This window comes from Sulfurimonas sp. NWX367, assembly GCF_039667065.1.
Taxonomy (GTDB): Bacteria; Campylobacterota; Campylobacteria; order Campylobacterales; family Sulfurimonadaceae; genus Sulfurimonas; species Sulfurimonas hydrogeniphila.
This window is the reverse complement of the sequence record NZ_JALCZM010000004.1, coordinates 55,464-82,206: the sequence shown is the minus strand read 5'-3', so window position 1 is coordinate 82,206 and position 26,743 is coordinate 55,464. Positions and strand designations below refer to the sequence as shown.

The following is a 26,743-nucleotide window of genomic DNA, read 5'->3' as shown; positions in this document are numbered from 1 at the left end:
CTAAGACAGTAGTGTTCTGTGTCTATACCACTGAAAAAAGGCCAATAGAGCCAATATCGCAACAGGAAGAACTATCCCGACTTCACTCGGTATCACTTTATTGTTTGCAAGCTTTATCAGAAAAAAGAGAATTCCCCAGGTGAGCAACGTTGCCAGGATTGCACCAAATGTAAAAAGAGAAACATTCAAAAATCGTACACTCATTGGGACAAAGAAAAATATTATAACAATGAGACACGGAACAAAAAAAGGATAGATAAATATTTTATAAAGTGCTGACTTGATATTATCCGTATTAATGTTTTGTTTATTCAGTAAAAGCATAGCATCCACGGCATCTATAATTGTAAAGTTCACTTTTCCCTCATATACCTGGTCAAGCATTTTAGGGCGAAACCCTTCTAAAATTTTCAAATCTTTTGCTTTAGTGACTTTTATTCCGGGTGAGGCAAGAGACAAATCATCAGGCTTTGTAATAATGTCAGCCTGCCTGATAAACCAGTAGTTATCTATGTATCTGGCTGACTTGGCAACAACCACTTCTTTTAAAGACTCATTTGTAACACTAAACACACGAATATTCTTCGCAGTTTCCTGCAAAGGAAGCAGTTTTGAAAAATATATATACTTTCCCTTGTACGCAAAAAAAAGATCGCGTGTGGGACTTAAATATTGCGAATTCTTTTTAATATTTCTGGAAAACTCTTCTGCTCTGGCAAAATTCGACCAGGCATGCAGCGCTATAAACAGAACAATAACAGCGGTAGAAACAAGAACAAAGGGACGCAAAACATCTACTCTTGAATATCCCAAAGAAAAGAATGAAACAAGTGCATTGGAGCGGATAAGATATATTTTTGTAGATATCATTCCAAATACCAGTGCAATTGGCAGTAAAATATCTATGGCAGAAAATGATTTGTACACCAGATAAATCAAAATAAGGTTTGCCGATGACTTGGATAAATCCTGAGCACTGCCCATATAGTCAAAACCGACAACAAACAGAACCAAAGCTGTCAGTATAATCAAAAAATATTTTATATAGTGCCATGAAATATATCTGAATGCTAACATTCCATTGCCTTTTGGGAGTATTTGCACCGTGTCTCTTCCAATGAATGTGTCAGTAAAAACTCCACTGCATCACAACATTTATCTATCCATCCCGACAGACATTTTTGTTCTGTTGCACTAAAAGGGCTTAATACATAAGAGGCCACTTCTCCCTTATGTGCTGGTTTTGCTATGCCCATTCTTACTCTGACATATTCACGGGATATTTTTGAATCTATTGATTTAAGACCGTTATGCCCGCCATGTCCTCCGCCTTTTTTAAAACGTAAGGCACCAAAAGGAAGATCCAAATCATCATGTATTACAACGACATCTTCGATTTTGTAAAACTGCTTTACTTTTACAACAGATTCTCCGGAAAGATTCATATATGTCAATGGTTTTAATAAAAAATGATTTTGAAATTTATAGAGTTCACCTTGAAATGATGAGGAGGAAATCTTACTGGCATTATGACGACGAATCAGTTCATCTATAACCATAAAACCGATATTATGGCGTGTAGCCTCATAGTCGGATCCAGGGTTTCCCAGCCCAACTATAAGCATATTGCTACTACTTAGCTTTGATAATACTTAGTACGGCAACACGGTCAGCATCTGTAAATTGTACATTTTCAGTTACTTCGATGTCACGAATAAGCTTAGCGTCGCCAATATCCATATCTGTTACATCAATTGTAATTGCTTTTGGTAAATCTTCAATCTTTGCTTTGACTCTCAAACGTCTTTTTGAAATATTTACAAGTCCTTTGTTTTTCACACCGATTGAATCACCGACCGCTTCAACAGGAACCATATAGTGTGTTACAACACCTGGCTGTGCCACCATTAAATCTACATGTAAAAGTTTTCCTGTTACCGGATGAGACTCATATGCCTGAACAACAACCTGCATCTCTTTTCCATCAATTGAAACAGGAAATGCCAATGTGTTTTTATTACGAACAGTACGGATATACTCATTTTCTTTAAATGCAGCATTGATATTTTCAAGCCCTTTTCCGTAAATATTCGCAATTAGATAACCATCACGGCGAAGCGCTTTTGTGCCCTTTTTGCCAATACTCTCTCTAACTATACCTTCTAACATATGAAGTCCTTTGTCTTTTAAAATAGGCGCAATTATACAGTTTTATGGATTAAACTTTACTTTAAATCAAAAATATCATCATCGTCAGAAGATATTTCAACTTTTGGCAGTTCATTTTCTTCAGCCATATCTGCCATTGTCCCGCTTATAAGTCCGTTCATTTTCAGTTCTACATCAGAAGCACTCGTCGCATTGTTAAGCGCTTCTTCTTTGGAAATAACACCTTCATTGTAGAGATCCAGAATAGCCTGGTCAAAACTTTGTGATTTGTAATGCTCTTTTCCTGCTTCAATTGCATCACGAATTTCGTAATCTCTGTTTTCCAAAATAAGTTTTTCAATTGTCGGAGTCCGTACCAGTACTTCAAGAGCGGCGCGGCGCTTTCCGTCTACAGTAGGTATCAGCCTTTGAGAAACTACTCCCTGCAAAACACCTGCAAGTGAAAGACGCACACGATTTTGCTCATCTGTCGGGAACTGGGCAATTATACGGTTGATCGTCTCTTTCGCATCCACTGTATGCAGTGTTGAAAAAACAAGGTGACCGGTGTCTGCCGCGTGCAGGGCAAGGTTTATCGTCTCCTGATCCCGCATTTCCCCTACCAGAATAATATCAGGGTCTTCACGAAGTGCTGCACGCAGAGCTGTTCCAAAAGAGAGGGTATCCTGGCCTACAGAACGCTGATTGATGATACAGTTTCTGTCCTTGTGCACAAATTCGATCGGATCTTCAATGGTAATTATATGCTTTTTCTTAGTAAGATTAATCTCATTGACAAGTGCTGCAAGTGTTGTAGACTTACCGCTTCCGGTCACACCCGTCACAAGAACCAAGCCTCTTTCTCTTTGTGTAAAACTTTTGACAATATCCGGTAAATAGAGTTCTTCAAATGAAGGAATTTTGATAGGAATCACACGAAATACTGCCGACACTCCGTCCATCTGAAAAAATATATTGACACGGAAACGATTGTTTTCATCATAAGGATATACCAAATCGAGTTCTTTTTTTTCAACAAACTCGGCAAAACGCCCTTTTAAAAGTTCTTTTGCAAATATCAGGGCATCCTCTTTTGTTAAAATACCACCGGAAAACTGGACAATATTTCCATTAATCCTTGCCCGAATTACAGCATTGGCCTTTACATGTAAGTCACTGCCTCCCACCTCAATCATTTTTTTCAGATGCAGGCGTATTTTTTTTAACTGCTCAAATGTCAGCTTACTGACATCAACCTCTGTATTCATAATGCCTCCAATATCTCTTGGAATGCTTTTTTAAATGCTTCCAAACCATCATCAATTTGCTTTTGCAGTACTTCATCCATTTTAACACCGGTATCTTCTATCTGTGTGAAATGTCTGTTAATGATTTTTTTATCAATCGGCAAAGCTGCTTTTTTTGAACCGTTATGCGCATGGAAAGCTTTTATGGTATCTACAGGGGCTGTATTGACACTGTTATACGCCAACAGTTTTTCGATGTAATAATAGGGCGGCAGAGAGTCGTCTTTTACTCCGGTACTGGCAAAAAGAGCCCTGCATCCCTCTACATTCATACTCTGTATCTCTTCATAGATGACAGAAGTATTGTATATGCCTGTCAATCCTGTTTCTATACCGTTTTCTTTTAAGAGTATATCAAGTGCCCGGTCGATTCTGCTGACAAAAATACTGATAACAGTAGGCACGCTTTTGCCATATATTTCACTTCCTTTTTCAAAAGCCTGCGCACAGTATATGGCTTGGGATTTTTTAAAAATCAATGTTGCGTTCACAGGGATTCCAACAGATGTCAACGCCTGCATCGCTTCATATCCGGCTTCTGTGGCCGGAACTTTTATCATAACATTTTCTCTGTTTATCGCCTTAAAAAGCCTTTTTCCCTCTGCAGCACTTGCCTGTGCGTCATCACACAAAAAAGGATCAACTTCTATACTGACATATCCGTCATCCCCTTTGTCGTATAAGGGTTTTAAAATATCTGCTGCTTTTCGTATGTCATATATTGCCACTGCTTCATATTTTTCTTTTGGAGAAAGCGCATCCAGTGATGCAAGTTGCTCTTTGTATGCAGGAGAGCTTAAAATTGCATTCTTAAATATTGCCGGATTCGAAGTGGCTCCATTGATTATTTTTTTGTCTATAAGTTCTTTAAATTCTTTGTCCAGGTAATCTCTTTCTATAAAATCAGCCCATAATGAAAACTTCAAATCTTCTATATACATTTTAATTCCTACTGTTTAGTAATTTTTGAAATCTATTATAACCCAATCAATCTAAAATTAAGCTAGTTTCTTTGGTACTGTAAAATGAAATACAGTACTGTTATTTTCACTCTCAACCTCTATTGTTGTATGAAACTGTTTTTGCATTATCATTTGTGACATGTAAAGGCCAAGTCCTGTCCCATTCTTGCCTTTTGTACTGAAATAAGGTTCAAAAATAGAATCAATATGCTCTTTTTTTATCCCTCCCGCATTATCTTCAATTTCTAACTGCAAGGCATCTCCCCGGTTCTGTACACGAATAATTATTTTCGGATCTTTAATCTCTCTTGCAATAAGTTCATCAACGGCGTTATTTAAAATATTCAACAGTACCTGAATAAGTTCATTGGTATATGTATTGATAACTGCACTGTTTTTTTGCATATATAAAATTTTTATATATGTTTCTTTGAGTCTCGGTTTAGTAAAATTAATCGCTTTTTGTATCAACTCGTTTATCTCTATGGAATTTATCTCTTTTTTGGGATGAAAATAGGTTTGAAAATCATCAATCGTGGCCGAAAGGTAGGCAATAGTATTGTTTATCTCTTCAAAAGCGGTTTCATATTCTTTTTCTCTGATCTCTTTTCCCAACAGGCGTTTTATCTGTAAATTTGATATATTGAGGGTGACAGTTGAAAGAGGCTGACGCCATTGGTGGGCTATCATGCTTATCATCTCGCCCATAACCGCCTGTTTGGACTGTACAGACAATATTTTATCTTTTTTCGTCAGTTCATCCAGCTGCTTTTTGAGCATATTTTTCTGTTCAATGATTAAACTTGCCGCTTCATTCATACGCTTTTGATAAAAATAGATAATGATACTTACAAGAATAAGCACAAAAGAGATATACGTCACCTGAAACAGAGAATACGATACATGTACAAAAGGCTGTAGCGGTGCGATGAGCAAGAAAAACACCATTGCCGCAACCCAAAAAAACACATACCTGTCACTTCCAAAGTAGAGAAGAATAATAGGGTAGGTAAAAATCCATATATGTTTTAATTCTTCAGGCTTGCTCATATAAACCAGGAGTAAAAACAGTATACTGTACTGCAGAGTCATCAAAAAAGATATGACTTTAAAATACTTTTTATTGATACGTAAAGCCAACATGAGTCCAACAGCACTTAACAATAAAACAGTTTCTACAGGAATAAGCGCCGGCGTTGCTCTGAGAATATTTGCACTGATCCCAAAAATCAATCCGGCAAAAGAGAGTAAAAAAACAATATTCACCATTTGAAATTTATTTTTTAATTCACTTTCATCTTCTTTAAAATCCCAGCCACTGGTAAAAAAGTTCTCTAACAATTTGTTTTTCATGGTAAATATATCTTATCCTGCATTTCTTTATACTCACTTTGTACATCACTGTCCAAAGTAATTCCACCGCCGCTTTTATAGAAGTACCCCTTGGCACTCTTTTGTATAAAACGTATCATCACACCGCTGTCCAGGCTGTCCCCGTCAAACACACCAAATACTCCACTGAAAAATCCGCGGGCATAGCCTTCAATATCTTCAATAATATTGACGGTACTTTTTTTGGGTGCACCGCTTATACTCCCCGCCGGAAGAAGTGTTTGCAATATTGTACCGAGTTCTTCCTGCCAGTTTACATGTAAAGAACCGCGTATATGGGAGCTTATCTGTAAAAGTTTCTTCTCTCCGGCTTCTATTGTCTGTATATAACGAAATCTCTCTACTGTAACATCAGAAGCGACCATGGAAAGATCATTTCTGAGCAAATCTACTATCATAATATGCTCAGCCATCTCTTTTTCATCGGCTAATATTTTTTTCTCGGCATTGACTTTGGCAGCATCAATAGTGCCTTTCATAGGAAAGGTATGAATCGTATTGTCGGCTATTTGTATAAATTTTTCAGGAGAAAAGCAGAGAAACTCATCTTTATAACGCAGTTTATAATGCGCATTTGCCACCCTGAACATCTCTTTTAAAGTAAGGTCTGTTTTTACAGGTGTCTGTTGGGTAAGATTGAGGATATAGGTCTCGCCTGATTTAATCTTTTCAATAACAGCATCAAATTTTTTTTTATACTCTGAAAATTTTATGGGATCAGTCTGAAGGGTATGCAAATGTTTTTTGAAACTGTATTTTTCGTTAATACAGAACTCTATATCTTCTTTTTCCAGGTCTTCAAGAAGAATTACCTCAACATCTTCCCCTTTAAAGTCACTTATAAACAAAAACGGCTTTTTCTGTTTTGCCAAAACATTTATTTTCTCAAAACTCATGCAATCAGTTTTTTGAGTATAGCCATTCGTATATTAACCCCGTTACTCACCTGCTCCAAGACCTTGCAACGCTTATCTTCGAGCATTGCATCACTGATATCGATATTTCGATGAACTGGTCCCGGGTGCAGGAGTATAATCTCTCTGTCTCCAATGAGTTCCTCCGTTATACAAAAATCGCTTGCATAGTCTTTTAACGAAGCGTAACTTTGCGAAGAGTGTCGCTCTGTCTGTGTACGAAGACTCATAATAGCATCCACCTCGTCAATAATCTCTGACAAATAATGAGTTGTTCTTAGACGGGTTTTTGGCAGAAAATGCGGTGGTGCCACCAAAATCACCTCCATTCCAAAACGTGTTAAAAGTTCTATATTTGAGTTTGCAACACGGGAGTTTTTAATATCTCCGACAATAGCGATTTTTTTTCCTTCAAGTGAGCCAAAGTGCTCCTTGAGTGTATACAAATCCAAAAGCGCCTGAGAAGGATGGGCATGGGCACCGTCGCCGGCATTGACAATGCTAGCCTTGGTATGCTTTGAAAGAATCTGGGGCACACCCGCATTTTCATGACGGACTATGATGGCATGTGGTCCCATAGCATCAAGATTCATTGCCGTATCTACAAGTGTTTCACCTTTTTTTGTAGAACTTTTTGCAACATCAAGATGCACTATTTCAGCACCGAGTCTTTTTGCGGCTATTTCAAACGAACTTTTTGTCCGTGTCGAATTTTCAAAAAAAAGTGTAATAATAATCTTGTCTTCTAAAATTCTTTCAAAACGGCCGTCACTGAATTTTTTTGCATCTGCCAACAACCTTTGTATCTCTTCTTTTGTAAAATCATCAGTACGTATTAAATGCTGCATTTTTATCCTAAATTATATAATTTACAAATTATACAGGAGTTGGCTTATAGTGTCAATATCCTCTTGAATTTTCAACACACCAAATCCGCTTTTGTCAAAATAAGGCCGACTGATTTTATCAAAACCAGCCTCTTGATTCCGGCAGTTAAATCCAACTACATGCGCAATATTTTTATCTTCCAAAGCTTTTTTACTCAACAGAGTATCATTAATGCAGCCCAAAGAGCAGTGTGTTACCAAGAGTGCGGGTGCTTCAAACTCTGCTATCAGGTCAATAATCATATATTTTTCATCCACAGGCACATATAATCCGCCCGCCCCTTCGATTATCAATACATCACACAGTTTCTCAAGCTTTTGCACAGTTACATGTAATCTGCTCTTATCAAGCGCCTTACCGCCTGATGCGACAAAAGGAGCGGCAGGAAGCTCATATGATACAGGAACTATATCTTCTACATGTAAACCCAAAAACTCCGGATTTAATTTTTGCACCAATGTCAAAAGTTCACTTCCATCAGGATAAAAACCATCAACAACACCTGTTTCTATCGGTTTCATCACACCTACACGCAAACCTCGCGAAGCAAATGACTCCAGTAGAAGTTTTGTAGTATATGTTTTGCCTATATCGGTATTGGTAGCTGTTACAAAAATACGTTTTGCCAAATCTATTTCCTTTTTTCAAATTATATCATAGAAAACCAAACTATATATTGATAACCACTATCGATATTAATATATACTTAAGAAAGAGCATGCTACAATTTCAAAAATTGATACTAATTATCATTAAAAGGCTTCTTATGTCAGACACAATACTAAAATCAAAAATACAGACTCTGCTGCAGCAATCTGCTTATGACAAAAGTGTTAAACTCATTTGTCCTATTGTTAAAATACTTTCTATGAGATATCCGTATCTTTCAAAAAATAAAATTTATACACTCACAAAGTCTCTTGTATAGCATGAAGATAAAAGAATATATCGGTTCTATTATAGTGAAGGTATTGAAAACAGCAATGATTTAAAAATAGCACAAGAGATGGGTGTTGACTATATACAGGGGTATCTTTTTAAAGAGAAGTTTGTAAATATTTGGAAAAATGATGAAAATATATGCAGATGATCATCAGCACACTGCCAAATGGCAAGTGCTGAGAATAAAATTAGTTTGTATCTTGGTTGACAATTTTATTTGCTGAAATCCAAGGCATCATTTCACGTAACTTTACACCAGTTTGTTCAATCAATGAAGCACGGGCATTTGCTCTTTCTGCATTCATACGAGGATACCCTGCCTGACCTTCAAGTATAAAGTCTTTTGCAAATCTGCCGTCTTGAATCTCCTTGAGAATCTCTTTCATTGCCTCTTTTGATTCTTTGTTGATAACACGTTTGCCAGAAACATAGTCACCATACTCAGCAGTGTTTGAGATAGAGTATCTCATATCAGCGATTCCGCCCTCAAACATCAGGTCAACGATAAGCTTGAGTTCGTGAAGACACTCAAAGTAAGCCATTTCAGGAGCATATCCGGCTTCTGTCAATGTTTCAAAACCGGCTTGAACCAAAGAAGTAACACCGCCGCAAAGCACAGCCTGCTCTCCAAAAAGGTCAGTTTCTGTTTCATCTTTGAAAGTTGTTTCAATAATCGCAGTACGCCCGCCACCGATTGCAGAAGCGTAAGAGAGTGCCAACTCTTTTGTAGTTCCTGAAGGATCATTTTCAATAGCAATAAGATCCGGAATACCACCGCCGCGTACAAATTCAGAACGTACGGTATGTCCCGGAGCCTTTGGTGCAATCATAGTAACATTAATATCTGCAGCAGGAATAATACTCTTGTAGTGAATGTTAAAACCATGACCAAAAGCGATCGTATCGCCCGCTTTTAAATTTGGTTCAATCTCTTCTTTGTAAATTCTTGCCTGATCTTCATCAGGAAGAAGAATCATAACAACATCTGCTTTTGCAGTAGCTTCAGCAACTGTTAAGACCTCAAATCCTTTTGCCTCGGCTTTTGCCCAGCTTGCGCCGCCTTTACGAAGACCGACAACAACATCTACACCGCTGTCTCTAAGGTTTTCAGCGTGTGCGTGCCCCTGAGAACCAAATCCTATCATTGCAACTTTTTTGCTTCTGATTATATTAATATCACAATCTTTATCATAGTAAACATTTAATGCCATTACATTTCCTTGAGCTTCATGGGTATATCCCTTGAAAAATTTGTCGCATTATACTCTATATATGGTAAAACTTTTATTAGACTAAGCTTATAACTTCTGTTAAATTATCTGAGTTAATCTCATACTCTGTATAATATGAAAAAATTTGGAGAAAAAATGAAAAAATTCAACCTTTTTAATGAAGTTGTTAGAGTTGATAAATCGGAACTGCTTAAAGCAATAAACTCTGCAAAAGAGTACGGCATCAATATAGACGGAGCAATAAAATATGCGCCTTTTGACGAAACAGAAATCCTCATCTATCAGGGCAGGCATACACCTCTGCCGATGAATGCACTCTCATCGGCAAAAACACCTTCTCTTGCAGAAATATTTGGTAACAATTATCAAATCACCGAAAATGAACAGCAGGTACTTATAAAAGCATTTTCCAATTGGCAGGAGTTGATTAGAGTGAATACACCCCGTGCCTCCTATGATGATACAACAGGCGACGGTGTAGACAAATTTGCCGATGAAACACTTGAAGAGATAGGCTGGAATGCAACAGAATTTGACATAAACTACAGAACGCTTGTTGATATCCTTGAAAAAGAGTGTGAGGGAACACTGCTGTGCATAGAACAGGAAGATCCGTATAAATTCAGCGGACTGGGTTTTTTGTATGATAACACACATGCAAAAAAAATTCTTTTTTCCTACTGTCAAAATGAGATTAAAAAATTAATGAGCGAAGATCCTTTATATACAACAGAGAAACTTACTGACGATGAAAAAGAAGCAGCTGAGTATTTCAAATGTCTTTAAACAAACAAAAAATTACTATAGAGTATAAATACAGAGGATCAATAGAGTTCCCCGATACTCCTGAAGCGAAAGATATTTTTTTTAAAACAAAACAGGCCTATGCGAATCATGAAAAAATGAGCATAAACCTTCTGTTTTGTGATGCAAAACTGGCAAAATTAAAAAAGTATCAAAAAGGCGGCGCAGAAAAAGAGCTGCTGAACCTGGATTTTTATATAAACCTGGGTGAAATTCTGGGTTTTCCCACAAATGACGCCCAACAGTTAAAAAAGCGTATTCAAATTATCAACGACACGGCACATTCAAGTTTCAATATTACAAAAAGGCTCAAACTTATCAACAAAAAACAAAAATCACAGGCCAAACAAAGTTATCTTTTTTGGGATATAGAAAATTTTTCAAGTATTGCCTCGATTTTCAATGATATTATCGAGCCTTACAAAATTTCTGATACCAATATTTTTTTAGCAGCAAACCCTGATTCCCTCTATCTTAAACGAGCGGAATGGGAGGCAAATTTATATGATTACGGCAAAACACTCAACTCATTTAATTTTATGAAGTGTGATCATGGAAAAAATGTGGCAGATGATGTTTTACTGCAAAATTTTCAAGATGCCGGATTAAAAAATACAAATGTCTTTATTTTGACTTTTGACAGAGAATTAAAAGAACGTTTCAGCGAAATAACCCATCCAAGCAATAATCTTTTCATAATGGCTCAATAAGCTTTTCCTGTGGTTCGCCAAGGTAATACCCTTGCGCATATTCTATACCAATTTCTCTGACAACATCCAACACCTCGGCAGAGTGCACAAACTCTGCTATGACTTTTTTCCCAAGTTTTTTTGCAAATACCACAATTGTTTCGACAATCAAGCGCGAATTTTGATCCTGATGAATATTTTTAATCAGCGAACCGTCTATTTTCATATAATCACATGAAATACTTGTCATATATTGAAAATTGGCAAATCCGCTTCCAAAATCATCAATGGCAATAGATGCGCCTGATGCATAGACTTCTTTTGTAAAATCGTTTACGATATTTTCGTTCGTATACTCCTGTGTTTCCAGAATTTCTATTGTTAACTGCTTTGCAATACTATACTCTTTGATTTTTTCAAAAAGAAAATTTCGCATTTTTTCGCTGAATATGTCACTGAAAGAGAGATTGATGCTAAAGTCCAAACCGTTGCCGGCAAAAAAAGAAAATGTTTTTTCTATCATAATTTCGGTTATTCGAGGGTAGAGCCTTATTTTTTCACTGATTTCAAGAAAAAAATAGGGAGAAAGAATTTTTCCATCAGCTTTTCTCAGGCGTACAAGTGCTTCATATTTTTCAATTTTTCCTGTTTTTATACTAAAAATAGGCTGATAGTACGGAATAATGTCATCATTCTCTATCGCTCTTTTAATCTCATTTGCCATTTGCAGATTTGACTCATATTTTTTTGCAAGTTCTAAAGATTTATTGAAAATCAAATAGGGTTTGTGCGCTTTTTTCGCAGCTTTAAGCACCATATCGGCATTAGCCAGACCGGTTTTTTTCTCATTGATATATGCTGCTGAAACAGTCACCGAAACATGAATAACCTGATCTTTTACCAAAAACTCTTTTTGTTCTATATTACTTATAAGCTGTTGAATGGTATTTTCAATAACCGTATAGGTTTGTTCTTTATTTGAAATAATGGCAAACTCATCCGAAGGCAACTTAAATAACTCCATTCCCTCACGTTTTGTAAATTCGTGTAAATATTGCGACATTTTTACCAACACAGTATCGCCTACCGCATGCCCGTAAAAATCATTTATAGTAGTAAAATCATCAATATTTACCAAAAAAACTGTTTCACCCACACACTCATCTATCCTGTGAAGCAGACTCAATCTGTTTGGCATCTCTGTCAATTTATCAAAATATGCCTGTTTGTAGATAAACTCCGCACTTCTTTGCACTCTTTTTTCAAGTTCGGCATTTAACTCAGCCAACTCCTGCGATACGCTGTTTGCAAGGTTTGCAAGGGCATATTCTGTACTCACTGCGAAATCTTTTTTGTGTATAACACTTTTTCTGTGAACACTCTCGAGTGTTTTATTGCTTTCGCTTAGACCAAGCAGAGTAATGGATTCATTAAGCAAATCACTTTTCTGATTAGAAAAAAATTCTCCATAAGTAAAAAAACCGCTTATGTCGCCAAGCGTAGAGAGTCCTTCTAATTCATACTCTATATATTTTTCCATAAAACGTCTTCTTGCCATACAGGAGTAAACAAATACGGCTTCGGGTTGAAACTGAAGTCTGTCAAATATTTTATCCAGCTGATATTCACCACTTTTTAGCAGATTATCAACATTACCTACACCAAAACGGACTTTCTCACCCTCGTCAAGATTGCCGGCAAAGGTCAACGAACCGTCTTCGTGTTTAAACAGTACTGCCCTGCCTATGTTCACCCCGTCTTTTTCAAATATAAGTGGAAATTCTATACCGATTTTAGGAAGATTTTGAGCCAGTTCTTTGCCCATATATTTTGCATACATATCTACGGCGCTTATACCGTCTATTTCATACACTCTGTTTTTAACTGCTTTTGTAATTGTAAGCTTCTTGCCTATAGGTGTCCAGTCAAAACTGTAGTGGGTAAAAACATTCAATGCATCAGAATTCAAAGTAACACCGACTGCTCCATTCTCAGTAATATGCTTATTGTTAAATACAAAAGTTTTTTTGAGTTCTCCGTTGTCACCGGCCAACCCGCCTGAAACTACGATGTTTGGATTAATACTGTTAATGCCCTTTAGGAACTCTTCCCCGTTTGTGTGGAGTCCGTCAGCAAAACTGATGAGTGCTTTTGTATTGGGACGCAGAATTTTTCTTAATAATTTTTTACCGCAGATATAGCTCATTTGTGTAGAATCGGCATGCTCTACAAGGATAGCCTTCAACTCTGTCTTTTCAAATTTCGTAAAGGTTACAACATGCTTTGATGCAATATAAATATCTGTATTGTGCAAGGCACCATCTGTTGTTGTCCCGATAATCGTAGTCTGGGGATAAGTTGTTGCAAAATAGTTTTGTATCTCTTTTATCTCTTGTAGATTATTATTTGCACAAAATATTTGTATAAGTGTTTTAGAGTCTGAAGCAAAAGGCTTCATTTTTTTTAATTCTGATATATTTTGAAACGTTATAGTTTTATTTAACATAGTTATATTGTAGTAAACTGAAGCTTTAATATCATTGATACCATAGCAAAGCAGTAGGAATATTGCTGTGAATGTTAATATATCTCAGGGGTTTTTAGAGGTGCCCTTCAGTTGTAAAAATCTTTGTAAAATAATCATTGCTGAAAGTGAGTCCACTCGACCATCGCGGATATATTTTATTTTACCTTTCATCATCTGCTCCGCTTCAAGTGAGCTGCCGGCTTCATCCTGATAAAAGATTTCTCCCTCAAAAGCAACCAGATTCATAAAATGTTCAATACGTCTGCGCATCTCATCTTCACTGCTCCCGCCCAGAGGAATGCCTATGACAACCGCATCAGCTTCCCACTCTTTTATGGCTTTTTTTACTTCCAGTGAAGCCTGGTTGCGGTTTTTTCTTATAATGGCGGGAAGAGGTGTAACGATCTCTTTATGTGCTGAATATGCCAATCCGATACGTTTAAGCCCCAAATCTATTGCAATATATTTCAAAACTATTTACCCAGACAAAAAGAGCCGAACATTTTATCAAGCATTTCATCATTTTCAAACGGACGGGTAATGCCTGCCATTGCCTTTACAGCTTCATTGAGATGAAAAGAAAATATTTCCAATTCCTGATCCTTGAGCGGTTCAAAAGCCTCTTGTATATTTTGCATTGTCGCTTCAACTGCAGAAATTTGACGCTCAGAGATAAGCATAATCTCATCACTTACATTGTTTGAGTCCATAATTTCTTCAAGCTTTTTAACCAAAGCCGTCACATCACTCTTGGAATTCAATGCCAAATCAAAAGCCAAACCCGGCAAGTCAAATTTTTCTTCCAGGTCTATTTTATTTTTAACAACAAGTATCTCTTTTTTTTCTTTGTTTGAGGCAATAAGTTTTACTATTTCTTTGTCTTGTGCATCTGCAACGCGCGAAGCATCAAACAAAGCTATAACAATATCACTTTCACGGATTGCCTCAAGGCTACGCTGTATTCCAATACGCTCTATTTCATCGTTTGATTCACGAATACCGGCAGTATCTACAATTCGTATAAGATGTGTGCCTATTCTGACCTGTTCTTCTATTGTATCCCGTGTTGTGCCGGCTATATCACTGACTATCGCACGGTTATAATTAAGCAGGGCATTCAAGAGTGAACTTTTACCAACATTTGGCTTCCCGATAATAGCCACCTTAAACCCTTGCATCAATCCCTCTCTTGACTTTGAGGCAATAAGGGTTTTTTCGAGCAGTGTATAGAGTTCCTCTAGTTTTGATTCTATCTGTGCTACCAAATTCTGAGGCAAGTCTTCTTCTGCATAATCTATAGTAACCTCACTGTATGCCAGAATATGAATAATCTCATCTCTGACCTGCTCTATAAATTCTTTCAAAGAACCTTTCATCTGAGAAGCCAAAATTTTTGCCGCATCTTCACTTTTGGCTTCTATAAGCTGTGCTATGGCTTCTGCTTCACTCAAGTCAATTCTTCCGTTTAGAAAAGCCCGTTTTGAAAATTCACCGGCATTGGCAAGACGTGCCCCTGCTTTGAGTGTTGCTCTGAGAATACTCTGTGCAACTATAAAACCGCCGTGACACTGTATCTCTACAACATCCTCAGCAGTAAAAGAGTATGGTCCCTGAAAGTAAATAACTATCGCTTCATCAATAAGCTCATTTTCATTATTGTAAATATTTGTGAGTGTGGCATGTCTGGGGATGAAATTCTCTTTACATGTAAGCTGTTTTGCTATTGTCAGAGCTTTTTCACCACTCAGACGAATAACAGCAATAGAGCCAATGCCATTTGCTGTTGCAATGGCAGCTATAGTTTCATTCATAGTCTAGTTGTTGTGGTAATCATTAATGATTATGTATTTCAGACCGTCTTTTGTAGAACGGATAACTACGTATTTGTCCGGATACCGTTCACGCAACTCTTTGAGTGCAATTTGTACCAGTACACCGTCAAGTATTTTTGTCTGTGCCCGTCCGTCTCTGTCAATATTTTCATAAACATTTGTTAGGTATCTCCCAACCGACTCTTCCTGGTTTTTTAAAAACTCTGCTATCTCAAGACGTATTTGCAAACCATATTTTGTATTAATCCAATTAAACAGCATATAAGAGAGCGCCTTGTATCTATAGCCCTCTTTTCCTATAAGAAGTGCTGCATCTTCACCCTTAAACTCAACCAACAGTGTTTCTTTGTCATAGGCTGAAACTTCAACTTTTTCTATGTCAAAACAGATAAGAGCAAAGAGTTGGTTAATGTCTTTTTCAACCTCTGTAACAATTGTTTCTATATTTGGAGTATCGCTCACTTCTTCTATTGCTATGTCATCATATTCATCATCATAGTCTGCTGTATATGCAAGCCCACTCGCCAAATCTTCTTCGAGTTCATCTTCATCCTGATCACTTACAAATGACGTAGGCATAATTGTATCGTTGAGCATTGTATGCTGTTGTATATCATCATTTGTATCCGGCAAAATTTCCGGAGCCTTTTGAGGAGTCTTTTGCGGTTCTTTTTCTTCTTTGGAAATCTCATTTTTTATTGTTGCAACTATTATGGCTTTCTTTTTAAAAAAGCCTAAAAAGCCACTGCTTGGAGCCTGTACAACTTCAACAGCCAGCTGCGTTACAGAGCAGTCCAGTGCAGTGGCTGCATCTTTGAATGCACCTTCCAGGGTTACTGCCTCAATCTTAATCATTACTTTTTCTCACTGCTTTTTTCAATTGCCGCTTTTGCATCTTTGGCATTTTTGAACTGCTGATTTACAATATACTGCTGTGCAATTGAGAACAGGTTGTTTGTAAACCAGTACAGCACCAATCCCGAAGGAAAAGTTACAAAGAAAAATGTAAATATGACAGGAAGATATTTGAATACTTTTTCCTGCATAGGGTCTGTAAAGTTGTTTGGTGTCATACGTTGCTGTAAAAACATAGACGCACCCATTAAAATCGGCAGCACATAGTACGGATCCATACGGGACAGATCGTTAATCCACAGAATCCATGGCGCACCCTGCAGTTCAACAGCATTCAAAAGTGTTCTGTAAAGCGCGAAAAACACAGGAATCTGCAATATCATAGGGAGACATCCGCCCAATGGGTTGGCACCGTGTTTTTTATACATCTCCATCGTAGCCGCATTGAGACGTTGCGGATCTTTTTTGTACTTTTCTTTGAGCTCTTTGAGTTTCGGTGCCAGTTCTTTCATTTTTTGCATAGAAACCATACCTTTGTATGTCAAAGGATAAAGTACAATTCTGATAATTGCCGTCAATGCAATAATAGCCCATCCCCAGTTTCCAAAAATTCCGTGTAACCAGGAAAGCAGTGCAAAAAGAGGTTTGGCAGCAAAAGTAAACCAGCCGTACTCTATAGCATTTGTCAGCATCGGATCAATCGCTTTAAGGACTTTATGCTCTTTTGGTCCGATGTATCCGTGTATGTTCTCTTCTTTGCCTGCTTCAAAGTAGACAACAGGGTTGTCATCTTTTCCGCGTTCGACAATAACATTCGTATCTTTTTTAAATCCATAGAGTATAATCGCAGTGTACTGGTCAAACGATGATGCAAGTTTTACACCCTGAAATACTTTTCTGCCCTCGGCATCACCGTCTTCAATAATATGCACAACATCATCATCTGTATAGATGAGTGCACCGGCAACTGCCATAAGCTTTTTGGAAACCTGCGGTCTGTCTCCCAGATAAACATAATGTCTGACATCCTGCGATGTAGATATTTTTGCATCATAATGCCCATCTGCATAAAATGTCAGTACTTTTGTAACGGTAAGATTTGACAACTTTTGTGTCAGCGTAACAGTAACCGGCTTGTCGGATAGCTCTACACTGCTTACATTTGCACTATATGCCACTTTTGTAGCTTCATCATTAACAGCATCATCACTGAAACGGATATAAAGCGGTTTCGTTCCAAATTCCGGAATAACCTGTGCATGCAGATTATCATCATTTCGGAACTTTTCTTCAAGCAACTCTTTTGAAGAGATACGTCCGAGCGTGTCAATTTTTAAGATAAAATTCTTGTTTGTAATTGTAACGATGGTATTGGATATGCTTTTATCTGCTTTTTCCAACTCAGATACAGCATGTCCTGACGCCTCTTCTACTCGTGATGCAACATCTTTGTTCTGTGTATCTGTTAAAGACGCAGCATTTTCTGTTTTAGCATTCTCTGCTACCTTTTGTTCTTTTGGCGGAAATATCGCAGTATAGCCTACGAAAAAAATTATTGACAATAGTACGGCGACTATCAGTCTTTGGTTTGGTGACATTTTGTCTAACACAAATTACCCTTTATATAAAAAATTTTTTATGATGTAATAGCGGTTTTTTTTATTTGGAACCAACCAATATTTTACAGTATCAATCTCAAGTTTAGCGGGCTCTAAAGAGAGTTTGTCCAGGAGTGGATACTCTATTCCGCCGTCAAAAAATTGATTGCAACGTAGTATTCTAGTAAAAGAGTGGTAAAAAGCACTTGAAATTGAATTATTTTCGAAATTTATACGTGCATATTCGCTACATGTAGGATAATAGCGGCATGATCCATAGCCGATAAGTGTAAAAAATTTCTGATAGAGCCATAAAAGCTTAAGTAAAAGTTTTCGCACGGGTTAATACTTTATGGAAATCATTGGTGAGTTTTTCAAATGGTGCGTCAAAGATTGCCGCTTTTGCAACAAATACATAGATACCATCTTTTAGTGAATAGGAGTACTCACAAAAAAGCGCACGAAGACGACGCTTCGCCCGATTACGCTTTACCGCATTGCCAAGTTTTTTGGTGGCGGTAAAACCTACTTTGCGTACTCCTGGTTGAGGAAGGAAAAAGAGGACAACACTCTGAGAATGCTGGTTTTTTCCTTTGTTGTAAACATATTGAAACTCTTTATGGAGTTTCAGTGTGTTGAATCCGCCTATACTGTCAATTTTTTACGACCTTTGGCACGACGACGATTAATGATGTTACGACCATTTTTAGTAGCCATTCTGGCTCTAAAACCGTGTGTTCGCTTTCTAGGTGTATTGTGTGGCTGGTATGTTCTTTTCATTCGACATATCCTTATCTGATTTAAGTTCGGAAGTTTACAAAAACTTTACTTAAAGCGTGGTTAAGATTCTTAAGAAACCTTAACTTCCACCTCACCGTTTACAACGGTAAATTCAACATGAGAGCCCTCTTTCACTGTACCTTCAAGAATCAAGTCAGCCAAACGGTCTTCCACAATTTCGTACAATGCTCGTTTGAGCGGACGTGCTCCGTATACAGGATCAAATCCGGCTTCTGCAATATACTCTTTTGCCTCTTCACTTAAAGAAAGTTCAATATTTCTCTCTTTAACTTTGTTGACAATCTCGTTAAAGAATATATCGACAATCCCTTTAATTTGTTCTTTGCCAAGCGCATTAAAGATTACCACTTCATCAAGTCTGTTCAAAAATTCAGGTTTAAAGGCTTTTTTGAGTTCGGCCATAACCATGCCTTCAAGTTCAGGACTTCCTGAATGAGTGATAATTTTGTCACTTGCAATATTTGATGTCAAGATGATAATAGTATTGCTAAAATCAACCGTAACACCTTTGTTGTCTGTCAAACGCCCGTCATCAAGCACCTGAAGAAGCATATTGAACACATCAGGATGTGCCTTTTCCACTTCATCAAAAAGTACAACAGAATAAGGTTTTCTTCTTACAGCCTCTGTAAGCTGTCCTCCCTCTTCATAGCCGACATATCCAGGAGCTGCACCGACCAGGCGTGACACAGCATGTTTTTCCATATATTCACTCATATCAATTCTAATGAGCGCATCCTCAGAGTCAAACAAGAACTTTGCCAAAGTTTTTGCAGTCTGTGTTTTACCGACACCTGTAGGCCCAAGGAACATAAAACTGCCTATAGGTCTGTTCTTATCACTCAGACCTGCTTTGTTGCGTTTAATAGCACGAGCAACAGCATGCGTCGCCTGTGACTGTCCTACAACTGTTTCATTCAGCACATCTTCGACATGCAGGATCTTGTCTTTCTCGCTTTGCAGCATTTTATTTACAGGAATACCTGTCCATCTGCTGACAATAGAAGCAATTGATTCTTCATCAACAGAATTTTTCAAGAGAGTTCCTTCTGCCTGCATTCTGTTCCACTGCTCATTTAAGGCTTTTTCTTCTTCAATGAGTTTTGGAATTTCTCCATACTCAATTTCTGCAGCACGGTTAAATTCAGAACGGCTTTTTGCAAGCTCTGCTTCACGGCGTTTTGCTTCTATTTCAGCTTTAATAGCTGAGATTTTTTCAAACACCTCTTTTTCTGTTTGGAACTGAGACTCAAGTTTTCTTACTTTTTCTTCAATATCAGCCAACTCTTTTTCTATCTCTTCAAGTCGCTTTTTATTCGCAGGTGTCTCTTCCATCTTCAGTGCTTCTTTTTCAACCATAAGCTCTGAGAGCTTGCGTTTTGCAGCACTCAGTTCATTTGGTTCAGACTCTATTTGCATTTTGAGTTCCGCTGCTGCTTCATCGATCAGATCGATCGCTTTATCCGGCAAGAATCTGTCTGCTATATATCTGTCAGAGAGTTTTGCCGCAGCGACCAATGCACTGTCTGCAATACTCACATTATGGTGAGCTTCGAGTCTCTCTTTGATTCCGCGAAGAATCTGCAGTGACTGGTTTACACTCGGTTCATCCACAGCGATCGGCAGGAAACGGCGTTGCAATGCAGCATCTTTTTCAAAATATTTTCTGTACTCTTTGAGCGTCGTTGCACCTATGGTATGGAGTTCTCCACGGGCAAGCGCAGGTTTCAGGATGTTTGCCGCATCCATTGAACCCTCTGATGCGCCGGCACCGACTATAGTATGAATTTCGTCAATAAACAGAATAATATTCCCGTTTTCTTTGACTTCATCTATAACCGCTTTGAGTCTGTCTTCAAACTCACCACGGTATTTTGCACCGGCTATCAATGCCGACATATCAAGCGCAACCACACGCTTGTTCTGTAAAGAAGTTGGAACATTGCCACTTTGAATTCTCTGTGCAAGTCCTTCAACCAGTGCTGTTTTACCAACCCCAGGCTCTCCTAGAAGCATTGGGTTGTTTTTCGTTTTACGGATCAGAATCTGCATTGTTCGTGCTATCTCTTCATCACGTCCGATAACCGGTGCGAGTTTTCCCTCCGCTGCTTCTTTTGTCAAGTCAATACCATACTTGGAAAGTGCTTCTAATGTTTCATCCGCTGTTTGCGAATCAATTTTCGCACCGCCGCGAGCTGCTTCAAGCTCTTTGCTCAACTGCATAACATCAACATATTTTGGCAGTATTGTTGAAAACGGCTCTGTATTTAAGTTTGCTAATATATATGTATCTACAGCAAGATAAGAATCTCCGTTTTTTGTCATCAGACCTATACCGTTTTCAAGTGTTCGTACAAAATCCTGGGAAAGTTTGATATTTTCTTTTGTCACACTTGAAGATTTTGGCAGTTTTTCTGCCATACTTTTAATATCTAATTCCATTGCGACTTTATCTATACCCAACTTGTTAAACATTTGGTTCAGTACAGAATCCGAATTTGTTAAAAGTGCCCACAAAAAGTGTACCGGTGTCACTTCCTGATTTTTGTTATGTAAAGCTAAAGACAACGCACTCTCAATCGCCTCTGTCATATTATGTGTTAGTTTCTCAAAAATGTTATTCATCTCTCAATCCTTTTTTTTTATTTATGCTGAAAGTATACCTTTTTGCAAAATATCATTTTGCTACTTTAGTTGCAAAGCGTTACAATTATACCGACCTGAGTCTTTATTTGTCAAGGAAGTTAAACAAAATCATTCATTAGATTTTTTAGCACTCATAATAATCTCTCCTACCTAAAGGAACAAACACTTTGTTCAAATATTAGTCAATTCAGCAATAAAAGCACACTTTATTTTTAAGCATAACAGTCATTATTTTTATAAATCATCAAAAACATGACAAACCACAATAAATTTTCCAATAAACTAACATTATTGGTGTTTATTTATTTTTTAATATATGAGTAATTTGTGTTATAATGTTCGTTGATAGAATAGTTATCCGCTCACTGCGTGACCGGATAACGGGGGCACGGGTTGAACACCCGCTAGTCATCTGTCGCACAGCGCCAGATAACAAGCGGGAGGAATGAGCAACAACATCAGAAAATAAATTTTCAGATGTCGCCGTCATTCACCCGCGCCCCCGTTATACGAAGTAAATAAAAGGTAATATATTTTGGAAATAAAAGATTTAACAGGATTAAGTAAACCACTTACGAAACTTGTAGAAGTTGCAAGTAAAGGAATTGGGACACTATACAAACCTCGTGCTATTAGGAAAGAAGCAGATGCTGAAGCAAAAAAAATTCTTATTGAAGGTGAAGCAAAATTAGAATTACTTTCAAGAGTTCAAAATAGAGTTGTTAATCAGGAAATAAATCGCCAAATTAATCTTGAAGAAATTATAGAAAAATCAATTCCTCATTTAGATGAAAATGTTACAGATGAAGAAGTTGATGATGATTGGAGAATGAGATTTTTTCAAAAAGCACAAGATGTATCTAGTGATGAGATGCAAGAAATTTGGTCTCAAATTCTTGCAAATGAAGTATCAAAACCAGGAAGAATTAGCTTAAGAACATTGGAAGTTGTTTCTAATATTTCAAAAAATGAAGCAGAAATTTTTCAAACAGCATGTTCATTAACAAGTAATAATACTTCAATATACAAATTTAAAAATCAAACTGCATTTGATAAATTTGGTTTAACATATAGTCAAATTATTTTGTTAAGAGATGCTGGGCTAATTTATGATAATGATAATTTGGTTAGCATATTAAAAAAGATTCCTCAAATCAACATTACCATATGGCATTTGGGAGATAAGATATACCAAATTACAGATAGTAAAAATCCAAACAGAGAAGAATATAGATTTGAACAAATAAAATTAACAGTTGCAGGTGAAGAATTGTGTAGGCTTTTAAATATAAAAAAGAATACTCAATATACAGAAGAAATGATAAAAGAAAAATCAGAAGAAGGTTTAGAAATTAAAGAAGTACAAACATAACAAGTACGAGGAGACCAATAATTTACCCTAGCGGAAAAATTATTGCTCACGAAAACCGTTGGGTACAAAGGAGTAATTATTAATTATTTAGAAAAGCCTTTTGAAGAGTATACAAGACATTTTGCTGAAATATTTGTTGGAACAAAGTCAGTAAAAAAAACAAAAATGAAATGTCTTTTATGGTTTCCAAAAGATATTGGCGAAGAGCCACATTTTTATTTACTTATTGAAGATTACAAAGAGTATAAGTATTTTCAGCAATTACTTAAAAAACATCTTAATACTATAAATATAAAAATCAATATAACAACCTTAGAAGGTACACCTTATCAATGTCATATAATAAAAAAAGCATCTTTTTCAAATTCACAAATGACAATTATCGCAGAAGATTGGTATGAAGCTTTTGTTAAATATAATTTTCCAAAATATGCATTAACCCAAACTACACAAGATGAATTACAGGAAAGCAAATTTTGTTTTTTTATATCAGAAAGTAAATTATTATCCTCAAATGTCTCTACAATAAAACATTTTACAGGTGAAGTTCAAAGAAGTATAAATTCTAGTATCCAAATTAGAGAAGAAGTATTGCATTTAGGTATAGAGTCTATAATTACTGATAAATATATTGGATTAAAAAGCTCAAATATACTAGAAATAATTCCTAATTCACCTATTAACTCATTGATGGCATTTTATAAAAATATTCAACCTATCGCTGATTTGATATTAGTTTTAACATCATTTGCTGAAAGACGTAGATTAAATTGGTATAAATGTGAAGGTTCAATAGGTACAAATTATATTGAAAATTATCATACTAGAATTTCTTTTTATAAAGATGAAAGAACAGTAAGGTTGATTAGTAAACCTGCTTTTGAAAGATTTTTGAAAAATAGTTTACAAAATATTGAATTGAAAAATATTAAATATATTACAAAGCTGTTACTATCATATCTTTCAGGCATAGACTACTCAGTTAATGCAAAAATAATTCTCTGGAATTCAATTCTTGAAAAAGTATTAAAAAATAATTTTCAAAAGAAGAAAGATGCATTAAAAGAGGAACTTATCAAGCAGATGAATATATTTGTATTTGATTTATCACCAATACAAGATTTAATTGATATAAGAAATACTATTGCACATGGTGATGATGTAAAAACAGATAAATTATTTCAACTATCTGATGAATGGCAAATCTTAATTGAACGAGTTTTATTACGAGAATTAAAATGGGATAGTTTATCTAAAACTGATGTACATTTAGATGAGATAAAGCCATATGGATTATAGTCGAAATACCCAACAAAACCTCGTAACCAATAAATTACCTAGCGGCAATTTATCGGCTATCTTCAACCGTTAATGGAATTAAATATTTTTATCTTTACAAATTTATATTATTATTGTACAATATTGTAAAGATAAAGGATTGACTATGAAAAGAGCAGTTAACTTAAGATTAGAAGAAAGTGTGATTATGACACTGAATCAATTAACAGAAGAATTAGATACAACCAAAACAGAAGTAATAGAAAAAGCCATAATCTTTTTTTCAAAACAAAATAATTTAAAGCATAATCAATTATTACAGTTTGCAGGTAAATTAAAAAGTAATGATGCTGATACTATGTTGCAAAGTATTACTGAAGATAAGAATTCTAAAGACTTTGAGTTAAACCTTTAATGAAAAAATATTTAATTGATAGTGATATATTAATATATTTTTTAAAAGGGAAACAAGAAGTTGTTCAAATGCTATCTCAAATTCCAATAGATGATTTATATATTTCGAGAATAAATTATACTGAATTGATTTATGGTGCATACAACTCTTCAAAAATCAATCAAAATTTAAAAATTATAGAGCCCTTTTTAGAAAATTTTAAAATATTAGAATTCACTCAAGCATCAAGTTTAGTTTTTGCAAAAGAAAAAGCTAGATTGAAAAAAAATGGTAATATAATTGCTGACATGGATTTAATGATAGCAAGTATAGCTATTGCTAATGATTGTACTCTCATTAGTAATAATATTAAGCACTTTGATAGAATACAAAACCTAGAACTTAAACCAAAGCTATAACAAGTACGAGGATCCCTAAACGTGCCGCTCAGCTTCGCCGTTTATATGAGTCCTTTTTTTTCATAACGAGCAAGCATACTTTTGTTACCGCTCACTCCGCCGCTATGTATATACATAATGGTTTCATCAGTTTGTTCCAAAAGTGCCTGCCACATTGCCGGAGCATAAAGTAAATCAAACTCAATTCCCTTTACATGTAAAGCCTTGTATATCTCATAAAACTCCTTATAGGGTTTTGCAAAATGGTATTTTCTCTTTGGTTCCAGGATAACAAGATTGTCCGGAATTTCTGCCAAAGCACGCATTTGCTTTTTGAGATAGCTGCTGTCCCCTATGCAGGGTGTTGTATAAACTCTGTACTCAGGTAAAGCAAGTGCTAAAAAAAGTGCTGTTGTCCCTGTACCGGAAGGTGTTGCGACTGCCTTTACATGTAAGTCTCTGCTTTGTTCCTGTATCTCCTGCGCTAAAACTTCCAATCCTGTTTTTGCTTCCTGTACTGCGCCACCCTGATCAACAAAACAGGTTTTTGCATTTACATGTAAGCGCAAAGAAGCAATAAACTCTTTATAAAAATCATTTTCTATTTCTCTATGCTGCATACCTAATTTCAGGGCATGCGCATAGTTTCCGCCGCCTTGCTCTTTTTGTGTTGCAGAGAGTTTTTTTGTATAGTAAAGAAATTTCCATTTTTTTTTCTGACATAAGGCGGCCAACGCCAGCATAGCATTAGACTGTGTTCCGCCGTAGGATATCAGCGTATCATAAATATTGTCTGGAGTATTTAAGAGCGTGTAGAGTTTTCTGTATTTGTTCCCTGCCAAACAGGGGTCAATGAGGTCATCGCGTTTGACAAAAAACTCTCTCTCTTCTAAAATAATTTTAGAAAGAGGAGAGTTTTGCATGCCTAACTACTTAATAGATGCTTTTTTCTGCAGTTCATCCATTTTTTTCTTCATAACAGCTTTAAATTTTTCCATTTTCAGACGCTGTTCTATAAATGCTTTTACCTCATCAAAACTTCGTGTCAATGAAGGTTTTTTGTCTTCCACATAAATAACATGGTATCCAAACTGTGTTTTAACCGGCTCTGATGTCACTTCGCCTTTTTTCATAGAAAAAACTTTATCATTAAAAGCAGGTACCATTTGCCCTTTACTGAAGTATCCAAGATCTCCGCCTTTTGATCCGCTAGGCCCTGTTGACTCTTTTTTCGCAAGCTCTATAAACTTTTCTTTGAGTTTTTCTCCGCTTAAATGTTTCAACTGCGCAATGATTTTTTCTGCTTCCTCTTTGGTTTTTACTAAAATATGGCGGGCATGCACGCTCTCTTTTTCATTAAATTCTTCTTTGTTTTTGTTATAGTAGTCTTTTAACTCTTTTGTTGAAATTTTAATGCCGTCAAGCAGTTTCTTCTGCCAAACCTGAATAGCAAGCTCTTTTTTCATTCTTTGTTCAAGCTTATTGTATTCATTCTTATACTCCGCAGAGTTGATGATACCGGATTTTTTTGCATCATCATAAATCAACTCTTTGCCTATAAGCTGTTGTAAAACCTGTTGTCTGAATGCAGCCTGACGATCAGCCGGTACCTGGTTAAATCGCCCCTGTGTCGCCTGCATCAGCTCCTGGTCAACTTCTTCTTGGGTAATTGGTTTTCCGTTTACTGTCACTAATGTTTTTGCACAGACGACTGAACCTGTCAACAACAGGGCAGATAATAGCATTGTAATTTTATTCATTATA

General features: G+C 36.4%; 28 protein-coding genes. 7 read left to right on the top strand and 21 right to left on the bottom strand.

Going from position 1 to position 26,743, the window contains the following annotated elements; genetic code table 11:
• From MNY28_RS11155 to bioD, 9 genes are read right to left on the bottom strand one after another with little or no spacing between them, the layout of a single operon-like run.
• Positions 1–1,077 carry an LptF/LptG family permease gene (locus MNY28_RS11155; protein ID WP_346389885.1) on the bottom strand — a complete coding sequence of 359 codons (1,077 nt, stop codon included), beginning with the start codon at positions 1,075–1,077 and terminating at the stop codon, positions 1–3.
• On the bottom strand, positions 1,071–1,625 hold the full coding sequence (gene pth / locus MNY28_RS11150) for an aminoacyl-tRNA hydrolase (protein ID WP_346389884.1): 555 nt from the start codon (positions 1,623–1,625) through the stop codon (positions 1,071–1,073). The genes MNY28_RS11155 and pth overlap by 7 nt, the downstream gene beginning before the upstream one ends.
• A 7-nt stretch (positions 1,626–1,632) precedes the next feature.
• On the bottom strand, positions 1,633–2,169 hold the full coding sequence (locus MNY28_RS11145; protein WP_151899794.1) for a 50S ribosomal protein L25/general stress protein Ctc: 537 nt from the start codon (positions 2,167–2,169) through the stop codon (positions 1,633–1,635).
• 56 nt (positions 2,170–2,225) lie between these two features.
• Complete coding sequence (locus MNY28_RS11140; RefSeq protein ID WP_151899793.1) at positions 2,226–3,416, bottom strand: PilT/PilU family type 4a pilus ATPase; 1,191 nt, start codon at positions 3,414–3,416, stop codon at positions 2,226–2,228.
• Positions 3,413–4,396, bottom strand: a complete 984-nt coding sequence (locus MNY28_RS11135) for a transaldolase (RefSeq protein ID WP_346389883.1) — start codon at positions 4,394–4,396, stop codon at positions 3,413–3,415. Before MNY28_RS11135 ends, MNY28_RS11140 begins: the two co-directional genes overlap by 4 nt.
• 57 nt (positions 4,397–4,453) lie before the next feature.
• On the bottom strand, positions 4,454–5,770 hold the full coding sequence (locus MNY28_RS11130) for a HAMP domain-containing sensor histidine kinase (protein ID WP_230973299.1): 1,317 nt from the start codon (positions 5,768–5,770) through the stop codon (positions 4,454–4,456).
• Complete coding sequence (locus MNY28_RS11125) at positions 5,767–6,705, bottom strand: aminodeoxychorismate synthase component I (RefSeq protein ID WP_346389882.1); 939 nt, start codon at positions 6,703–6,705, stop codon at positions 5,767–5,769. Before MNY28_RS11125 ends, MNY28_RS11130 begins: the two co-directional genes overlap by 4 nt.
• Positions 6,702–7,571 (bottom strand): aspartate carbamoyltransferase catalytic subunit, encoded by an 870-nt coding sequence (locus MNY28_RS11120; protein ID WP_346389881.1) that lies wholly within the window; start codon positions 7,569–7,571, stop codon positions 6,702–6,704. The genes MNY28_RS11125 and MNY28_RS11120 overlap by 4 nt, the downstream gene beginning before the upstream one ends.
• A gap of 21 nt (positions 7,572–7,592) precedes the next feature.
• Positions 7,593–8,240, bottom strand: coding sequence for a dethiobiotin synthase (gene bioD, locus MNY28_RS11115; RefSeq protein WP_346389880.1), 648 nt, complete (start codon positions 8,238–8,240; stop codon positions 7,593–7,595).
• 137 nt (positions 8,241–8,377) lie between these two features.
• On the opposite strand from bioD, the gene MNY28_RS11110 reads away from it, so the two are divergent.
• Positions 8,378–8,539, top strand: a complete 162-nt coding sequence (locus MNY28_RS11110) for a hypothetical protein (protein WP_346389879.1) — start codon at positions 8,378–8,380, stop codon at positions 8,537–8,539.
• Between the two features lie 202 nt (positions 8,540–8,741).
• Here MNY28_RS11110 and ilvC read toward each other — a convergent pair whose 3' ends face one another.
• On the bottom strand, positions 8,742–9,764 hold the full coding sequence (ilvC, locus tag MNY28_RS11105) for a ketol-acid reductoisomerase (protein ID WP_151899787.1): 1,023 nt from the start codon (positions 9,762–9,764) through the stop codon (positions 8,742–8,744).
• A 135-nt stretch (positions 9,765–9,899) separates the two neighbouring features.
• On the opposite strand from ilvC, the gene MNY28_RS11100 reads away from it, so the two are divergent.
• Both MNY28_RS11100 and MNY28_RS11095 read left to right on the top strand, forming a co-directional pair.
• Complete coding sequence (locus MNY28_RS11100) at positions 9,900–10,571, top strand: hypothetical protein (protein WP_346389878.1); 672 nt, start codon at positions 9,900–9,902, stop codon at positions 10,569–10,571.
• Positions 10,562–11,299: a hypothetical protein gene (locus MNY28_RS11095; RefSeq protein ID WP_151899785.1), complete on the top strand. Its 738-nt coding sequence runs from the start codon at positions 10,562–10,564 to the stop codon at positions 11,297–11,299. Before MNY28_RS11100 ends, MNY28_RS11095 begins: the two co-directional genes overlap by 10 nt.
• On the opposite strand, the gene MNY28_RS11090 is transcribed toward MNY28_RS11095, so the two are convergent.
• The 9 genes from MNY28_RS11090 to MNY28_RS11050 all read right to left on the bottom strand — a co-directional run bounded on the left by MNY28_RS11090 (position 11,283) and on the right by MNY28_RS11050 (position 21,516).
• Positions 11,283–13,736: an EAL domain-containing protein gene (locus tag MNY28_RS11090; protein WP_346389877.1), complete on the bottom strand. Its 2,454-nt coding sequence runs from the start codon at positions 13,734–13,736 to the stop codon at positions 11,283–11,285. The genes MNY28_RS11095 and MNY28_RS11090 overlap by 17 nt on opposite strands.
• 132 nt (positions 13,737–13,868) lie before the next feature.
• Positions 13,869–14,276 (bottom strand): Holliday junction resolvase RuvX, encoded by a 408-nt coding sequence (ruvX, locus tag MNY28_RS11085; protein WP_346389876.1) that lies wholly within the window; start codon positions 14,274–14,276, stop codon positions 13,869–13,871.
• A 2-nt stretch (positions 14,277–14,278) separates the two neighbouring features.
• Entirely contained in the window at positions 14,279–15,616 is a 1,338-nt protein-coding gene (mnmE, locus tag MNY28_RS11080) for a tRNA uridine-5-carboxymethylaminomethyl(34) synthesis GTPase MnmE (protein ID WP_346389875.1), read from the bottom strand.
• Between the two features lie 3 nt (positions 15,617–15,619).
• A complete protein-coding gene (locus MNY28_RS11075) occupies positions 15,620–16,492 on the bottom strand; it encodes a Jag N-terminal domain-containing protein (RefSeq protein WP_346389874.1) in 873 nt (290 codons plus the stop codon).
• The gene (gene yidC, locus MNY28_RS11070) at positions 16,492–18,102 is read right to left on the bottom strand and encodes a membrane protein insertase YidC (RefSeq protein ID WP_346389873.1); all 1,611 of its coding nucleotides are present in this window, start codon (positions 18,100–18,102) and stop codon (positions 16,492–16,494) included. The genes MNY28_RS11075 and yidC overlap by 1 nt, the downstream gene beginning before the upstream one ends.
• A gap of 3 nt (positions 18,103–18,105) precedes the next feature.
• Positions 18,106–18,429, bottom strand: coding sequence for a membrane protein insertion efficiency factor YidD (gene yidD / locus MNY28_RS11065; RefSeq protein WP_151899779.1), 324 nt, complete (start codon positions 18,427–18,429; stop codon positions 18,106–18,108).
• Positions 18,410–18,721 carry a ribonuclease P protein component gene (gene rnpA / locus MNY28_RS11060; RefSeq protein WP_151901483.1) on the bottom strand — a complete coding sequence of 104 codons (312 nt, stop codon included), beginning with the start codon at positions 18,719–18,721 and terminating at the stop codon, positions 18,410–18,412. The genes yidD and rnpA overlap by 20 nt, the downstream gene beginning before the upstream one ends.
• A gap of 14 nt (positions 18,722–18,735) precedes the next feature.
• On the bottom strand, positions 18,736–18,870 hold the full coding sequence (gene rpmH, locus MNY28_RS11055) for a 50S ribosomal protein L34 (RefSeq protein ID WP_013327469.1): 135 nt from the start codon (positions 18,868–18,870) through the stop codon (positions 18,736–18,738).
• Positions 18,871–18,939: 69 nt separating this feature from the next.
• Positions 18,940–21,516, bottom strand: a complete 2,577-nt coding sequence (locus MNY28_RS11050; protein WP_346389872.1) for an AAA family ATPase — start codon at positions 21,514–21,516, stop codon at positions 18,940–18,942.
• 556 nt (positions 21,517–22,072) lie between these two features.
• On the opposite strand from MNY28_RS11050, the gene MNY28_RS11045 reads away from it, so the two are divergent.
• The 4 genes from MNY28_RS11045 to MNY28_RS11030 all read left to right on the top strand — a co-directional run bounded on the left by MNY28_RS11045 (position 22,073) and on the right by MNY28_RS11030 (position 25,000).
• A complete protein-coding gene (locus MNY28_RS11045; RefSeq protein WP_346389871.1) occupies positions 22,073–22,909 on the top strand; it encodes a DUF2806 domain-containing protein in 837 nt (278 codons plus the stop codon).
• A 42-nt stretch (positions 22,910–22,951) separates the two neighbouring features.
• The gene (locus MNY28_RS11040) at positions 22,952–24,208 is read left to right on the top strand and encodes a hypothetical protein (protein ID WP_346389870.1); all 1,257 of its coding nucleotides are present in this window, start codon (positions 22,952–22,954) and stop codon (positions 24,206–24,208) included.
• A gap of 145 nt (positions 24,209–24,353) precedes the next feature.
• Positions 24,354–24,602 carry a hypothetical protein gene (locus MNY28_RS11035; RefSeq protein WP_346389869.1) on the top strand — a complete coding sequence of 83 codons (249 nt, stop codon included), beginning with the start codon at positions 24,354–24,356 and terminating at the stop codon, positions 24,600–24,602.
• The gene (locus tag MNY28_RS11030) at positions 24,602–25,000 is read left to right on the top strand and encodes a PIN domain-containing protein (RefSeq protein ID WP_346389868.1); all 399 of its coding nucleotides are present in this window, start codon (positions 24,602–24,604) and stop codon (positions 24,998–25,000) included. The genes MNY28_RS11035 and MNY28_RS11030 overlap by 1 nt, the downstream gene beginning before the upstream one ends.
• A gap of 41 nt (positions 25,001–25,041) precedes the next feature.
• Here MNY28_RS11030 and MNY28_RS11025 read toward each other — a convergent pair whose 3' ends face one another.
• Complete coding sequence (locus tag MNY28_RS11025) at positions 25,042–25,902, bottom strand: 1-aminocyclopropane-1-carboxylate deaminase (protein ID WP_346389867.1); 861 nt, start codon at positions 25,900–25,902, stop codon at positions 25,042–25,044.
• A 6-nt stretch (positions 25,903–25,908) separates the two neighbouring features.
• Positions 25,909–26,739 carry a peptidyl-prolyl cis-trans isomerase gene (locus MNY28_RS11020; RefSeq protein WP_151899773.1) on the bottom strand — a complete coding sequence of 277 codons (831 nt, stop codon included), beginning with the start codon at positions 26,737–26,739 and terminating at the stop codon, positions 25,909–25,911.
• Between the last annotated feature and the right edge of the window lie 4 nt (positions 26,740–26,743).

What these genes read in the sequence shown, in the direction of transcription:
- pth (WP_346389884.1), bottom strand. Translation starts at nt 1,625, where the DNA reads ATGCTTATAGTTGGGCTGGGAAACCCTGGATCCGACTATGAGGCTACA.
- MNY28_RS11145 (WP_151899794.1), bottom strand. Translation starts at nt 2,169, where the DNA reads ATGTTAGAAGGTATAGTTAGAGAGAGTATTGGCAAAAAGGGCACAAAA.
- MNY28_RS11140 (WP_151899793.1), bottom strand. Translation starts at nt 3,416, where the DNA reads ATGAATACAGAGGTTGATGTCAGTAAGCTGACATTTGAGCAGTTAAAA.
- MNY28_RS11090 (WP_346389877.1), bottom strand. Translation starts at nt 13,736, where the DNA reads ATGAAGCCTTTTGCTTCAGACTCTAAAACACTTATACAAATATTTTGT.
- MNY28_RS11155 (WP_346389885.1), bottom strand. Translation starts at nt 1,077, where the DNA reads ATGTTAGCATTCAGATATATTTCATGGCACTATATAAAATATTTTTTG.
- MNY28_RS11075 (WP_346389874.1), bottom strand. Translation starts at nt 16,492, where the DNA reads ATGATTAAGATTGAGGCAGTAACCCTGGAAGGTGCATTCAAAGATGCA.
- ilvC (WP_151899787.1), bottom strand. Translation starts at nt 9,764, where the DNA reads ATGGCATTAAATGTTTACTATGATAAAGATTGTGATATTAATATAATC.
- MNY28_RS11025 (WP_346389867.1), bottom strand. Translation starts at nt 25,902, where the DNA reads ATGCAAAACTCTCCTCTTTCTAAAATTATTTTAGAAGAGAGAGAGTTT.
- MNY28_RS11110 (WP_346389879.1), top strand. Translation starts at nt 8,378, where the DNA reads ATGTCAGACACAATACTAAAATCAAAAATACAGACTCTGCTGCAGCAA.
- MNY28_RS11050 (WP_346389872.1), bottom strand. Translation starts at nt 21,516, where the DNA reads ATGAATAACATTTTTGAGAAACTAACACATAATATGACAGAGGCGATT.
- MNY28_RS11135 (WP_346389883.1), bottom strand. Translation starts at nt 4,396, where the DNA reads ATGTATATAGAAGATTTGAAGTTTTCATTATGGGCTGATTTTATAGAA.
- MNY28_RS11125 (WP_346389882.1), bottom strand. Translation starts at nt 6,705, where the DNA reads ATGAGTTTTGAGAAAATAAATGTTTTGGCAAAACAGAAAAAGCCGTTT.
- MNY28_RS11120 (WP_346389881.1), bottom strand. Translation starts at nt 7,571, where the DNA reads ATGCAGCATTTAATACGTACTGATGATTTTACAAAAGAAGAGATACAA.
- MNY28_RS11130 (WP_230973299.1), bottom strand. Translation starts at nt 5,770, where the DNA reads ATGAAAAACAAATTGTTAGAGAACTTTTTTACCAGTGGCTGGGATTTT.
- MNY28_RS11035 (WP_346389869.1), top strand. Translation starts at nt 24,354, where the DNA reads ATGAAAAGAGCAGTTAACTTAAGATTAGAAGAAAGTGTGATTATGACA.
- rpmH (WP_013327469.1), bottom strand. Translation starts at nt 18,870, where the DNA reads ATGAAAAGAACATACCAGCCACACAATACACCTAGAAAGCGAACACAC.
- mnmE (WP_346389875.1), bottom strand. Translation starts at nt 15,616, where the DNA reads ATGAATGAAACTATAGCTGCCATTGCAACAGCAAATGGCATTGGCTCT.
- MNY28_RS11095 (WP_151899785.1), top strand. Translation starts at nt 10,562, where the DNA reads ATGTCTTTAAACAAACAAAAAATTACTATAGAGTATAAATACAGAGGA.
- MNY28_RS11100 (WP_346389878.1), top strand. Translation starts at nt 9,900, where the DNA reads ATGAAAAAATTTGGAGAAAAAATGAAAAAATTCAACCTTTTTAATGAA.
- MNY28_RS11030 (WP_346389868.1), top strand. Translation starts at nt 24,602, where the DNA reads ATGAAAAAATATTTAATTGATAGTGATATATTAATATATTTTTTAAAA.
- MNY28_RS11020 (WP_151899773.1), bottom strand. Translation starts at nt 26,739, where the DNA reads ATGAATAAAATTACAATGCTATTATCTGCCCTGTTGTTGACAGGTTCA.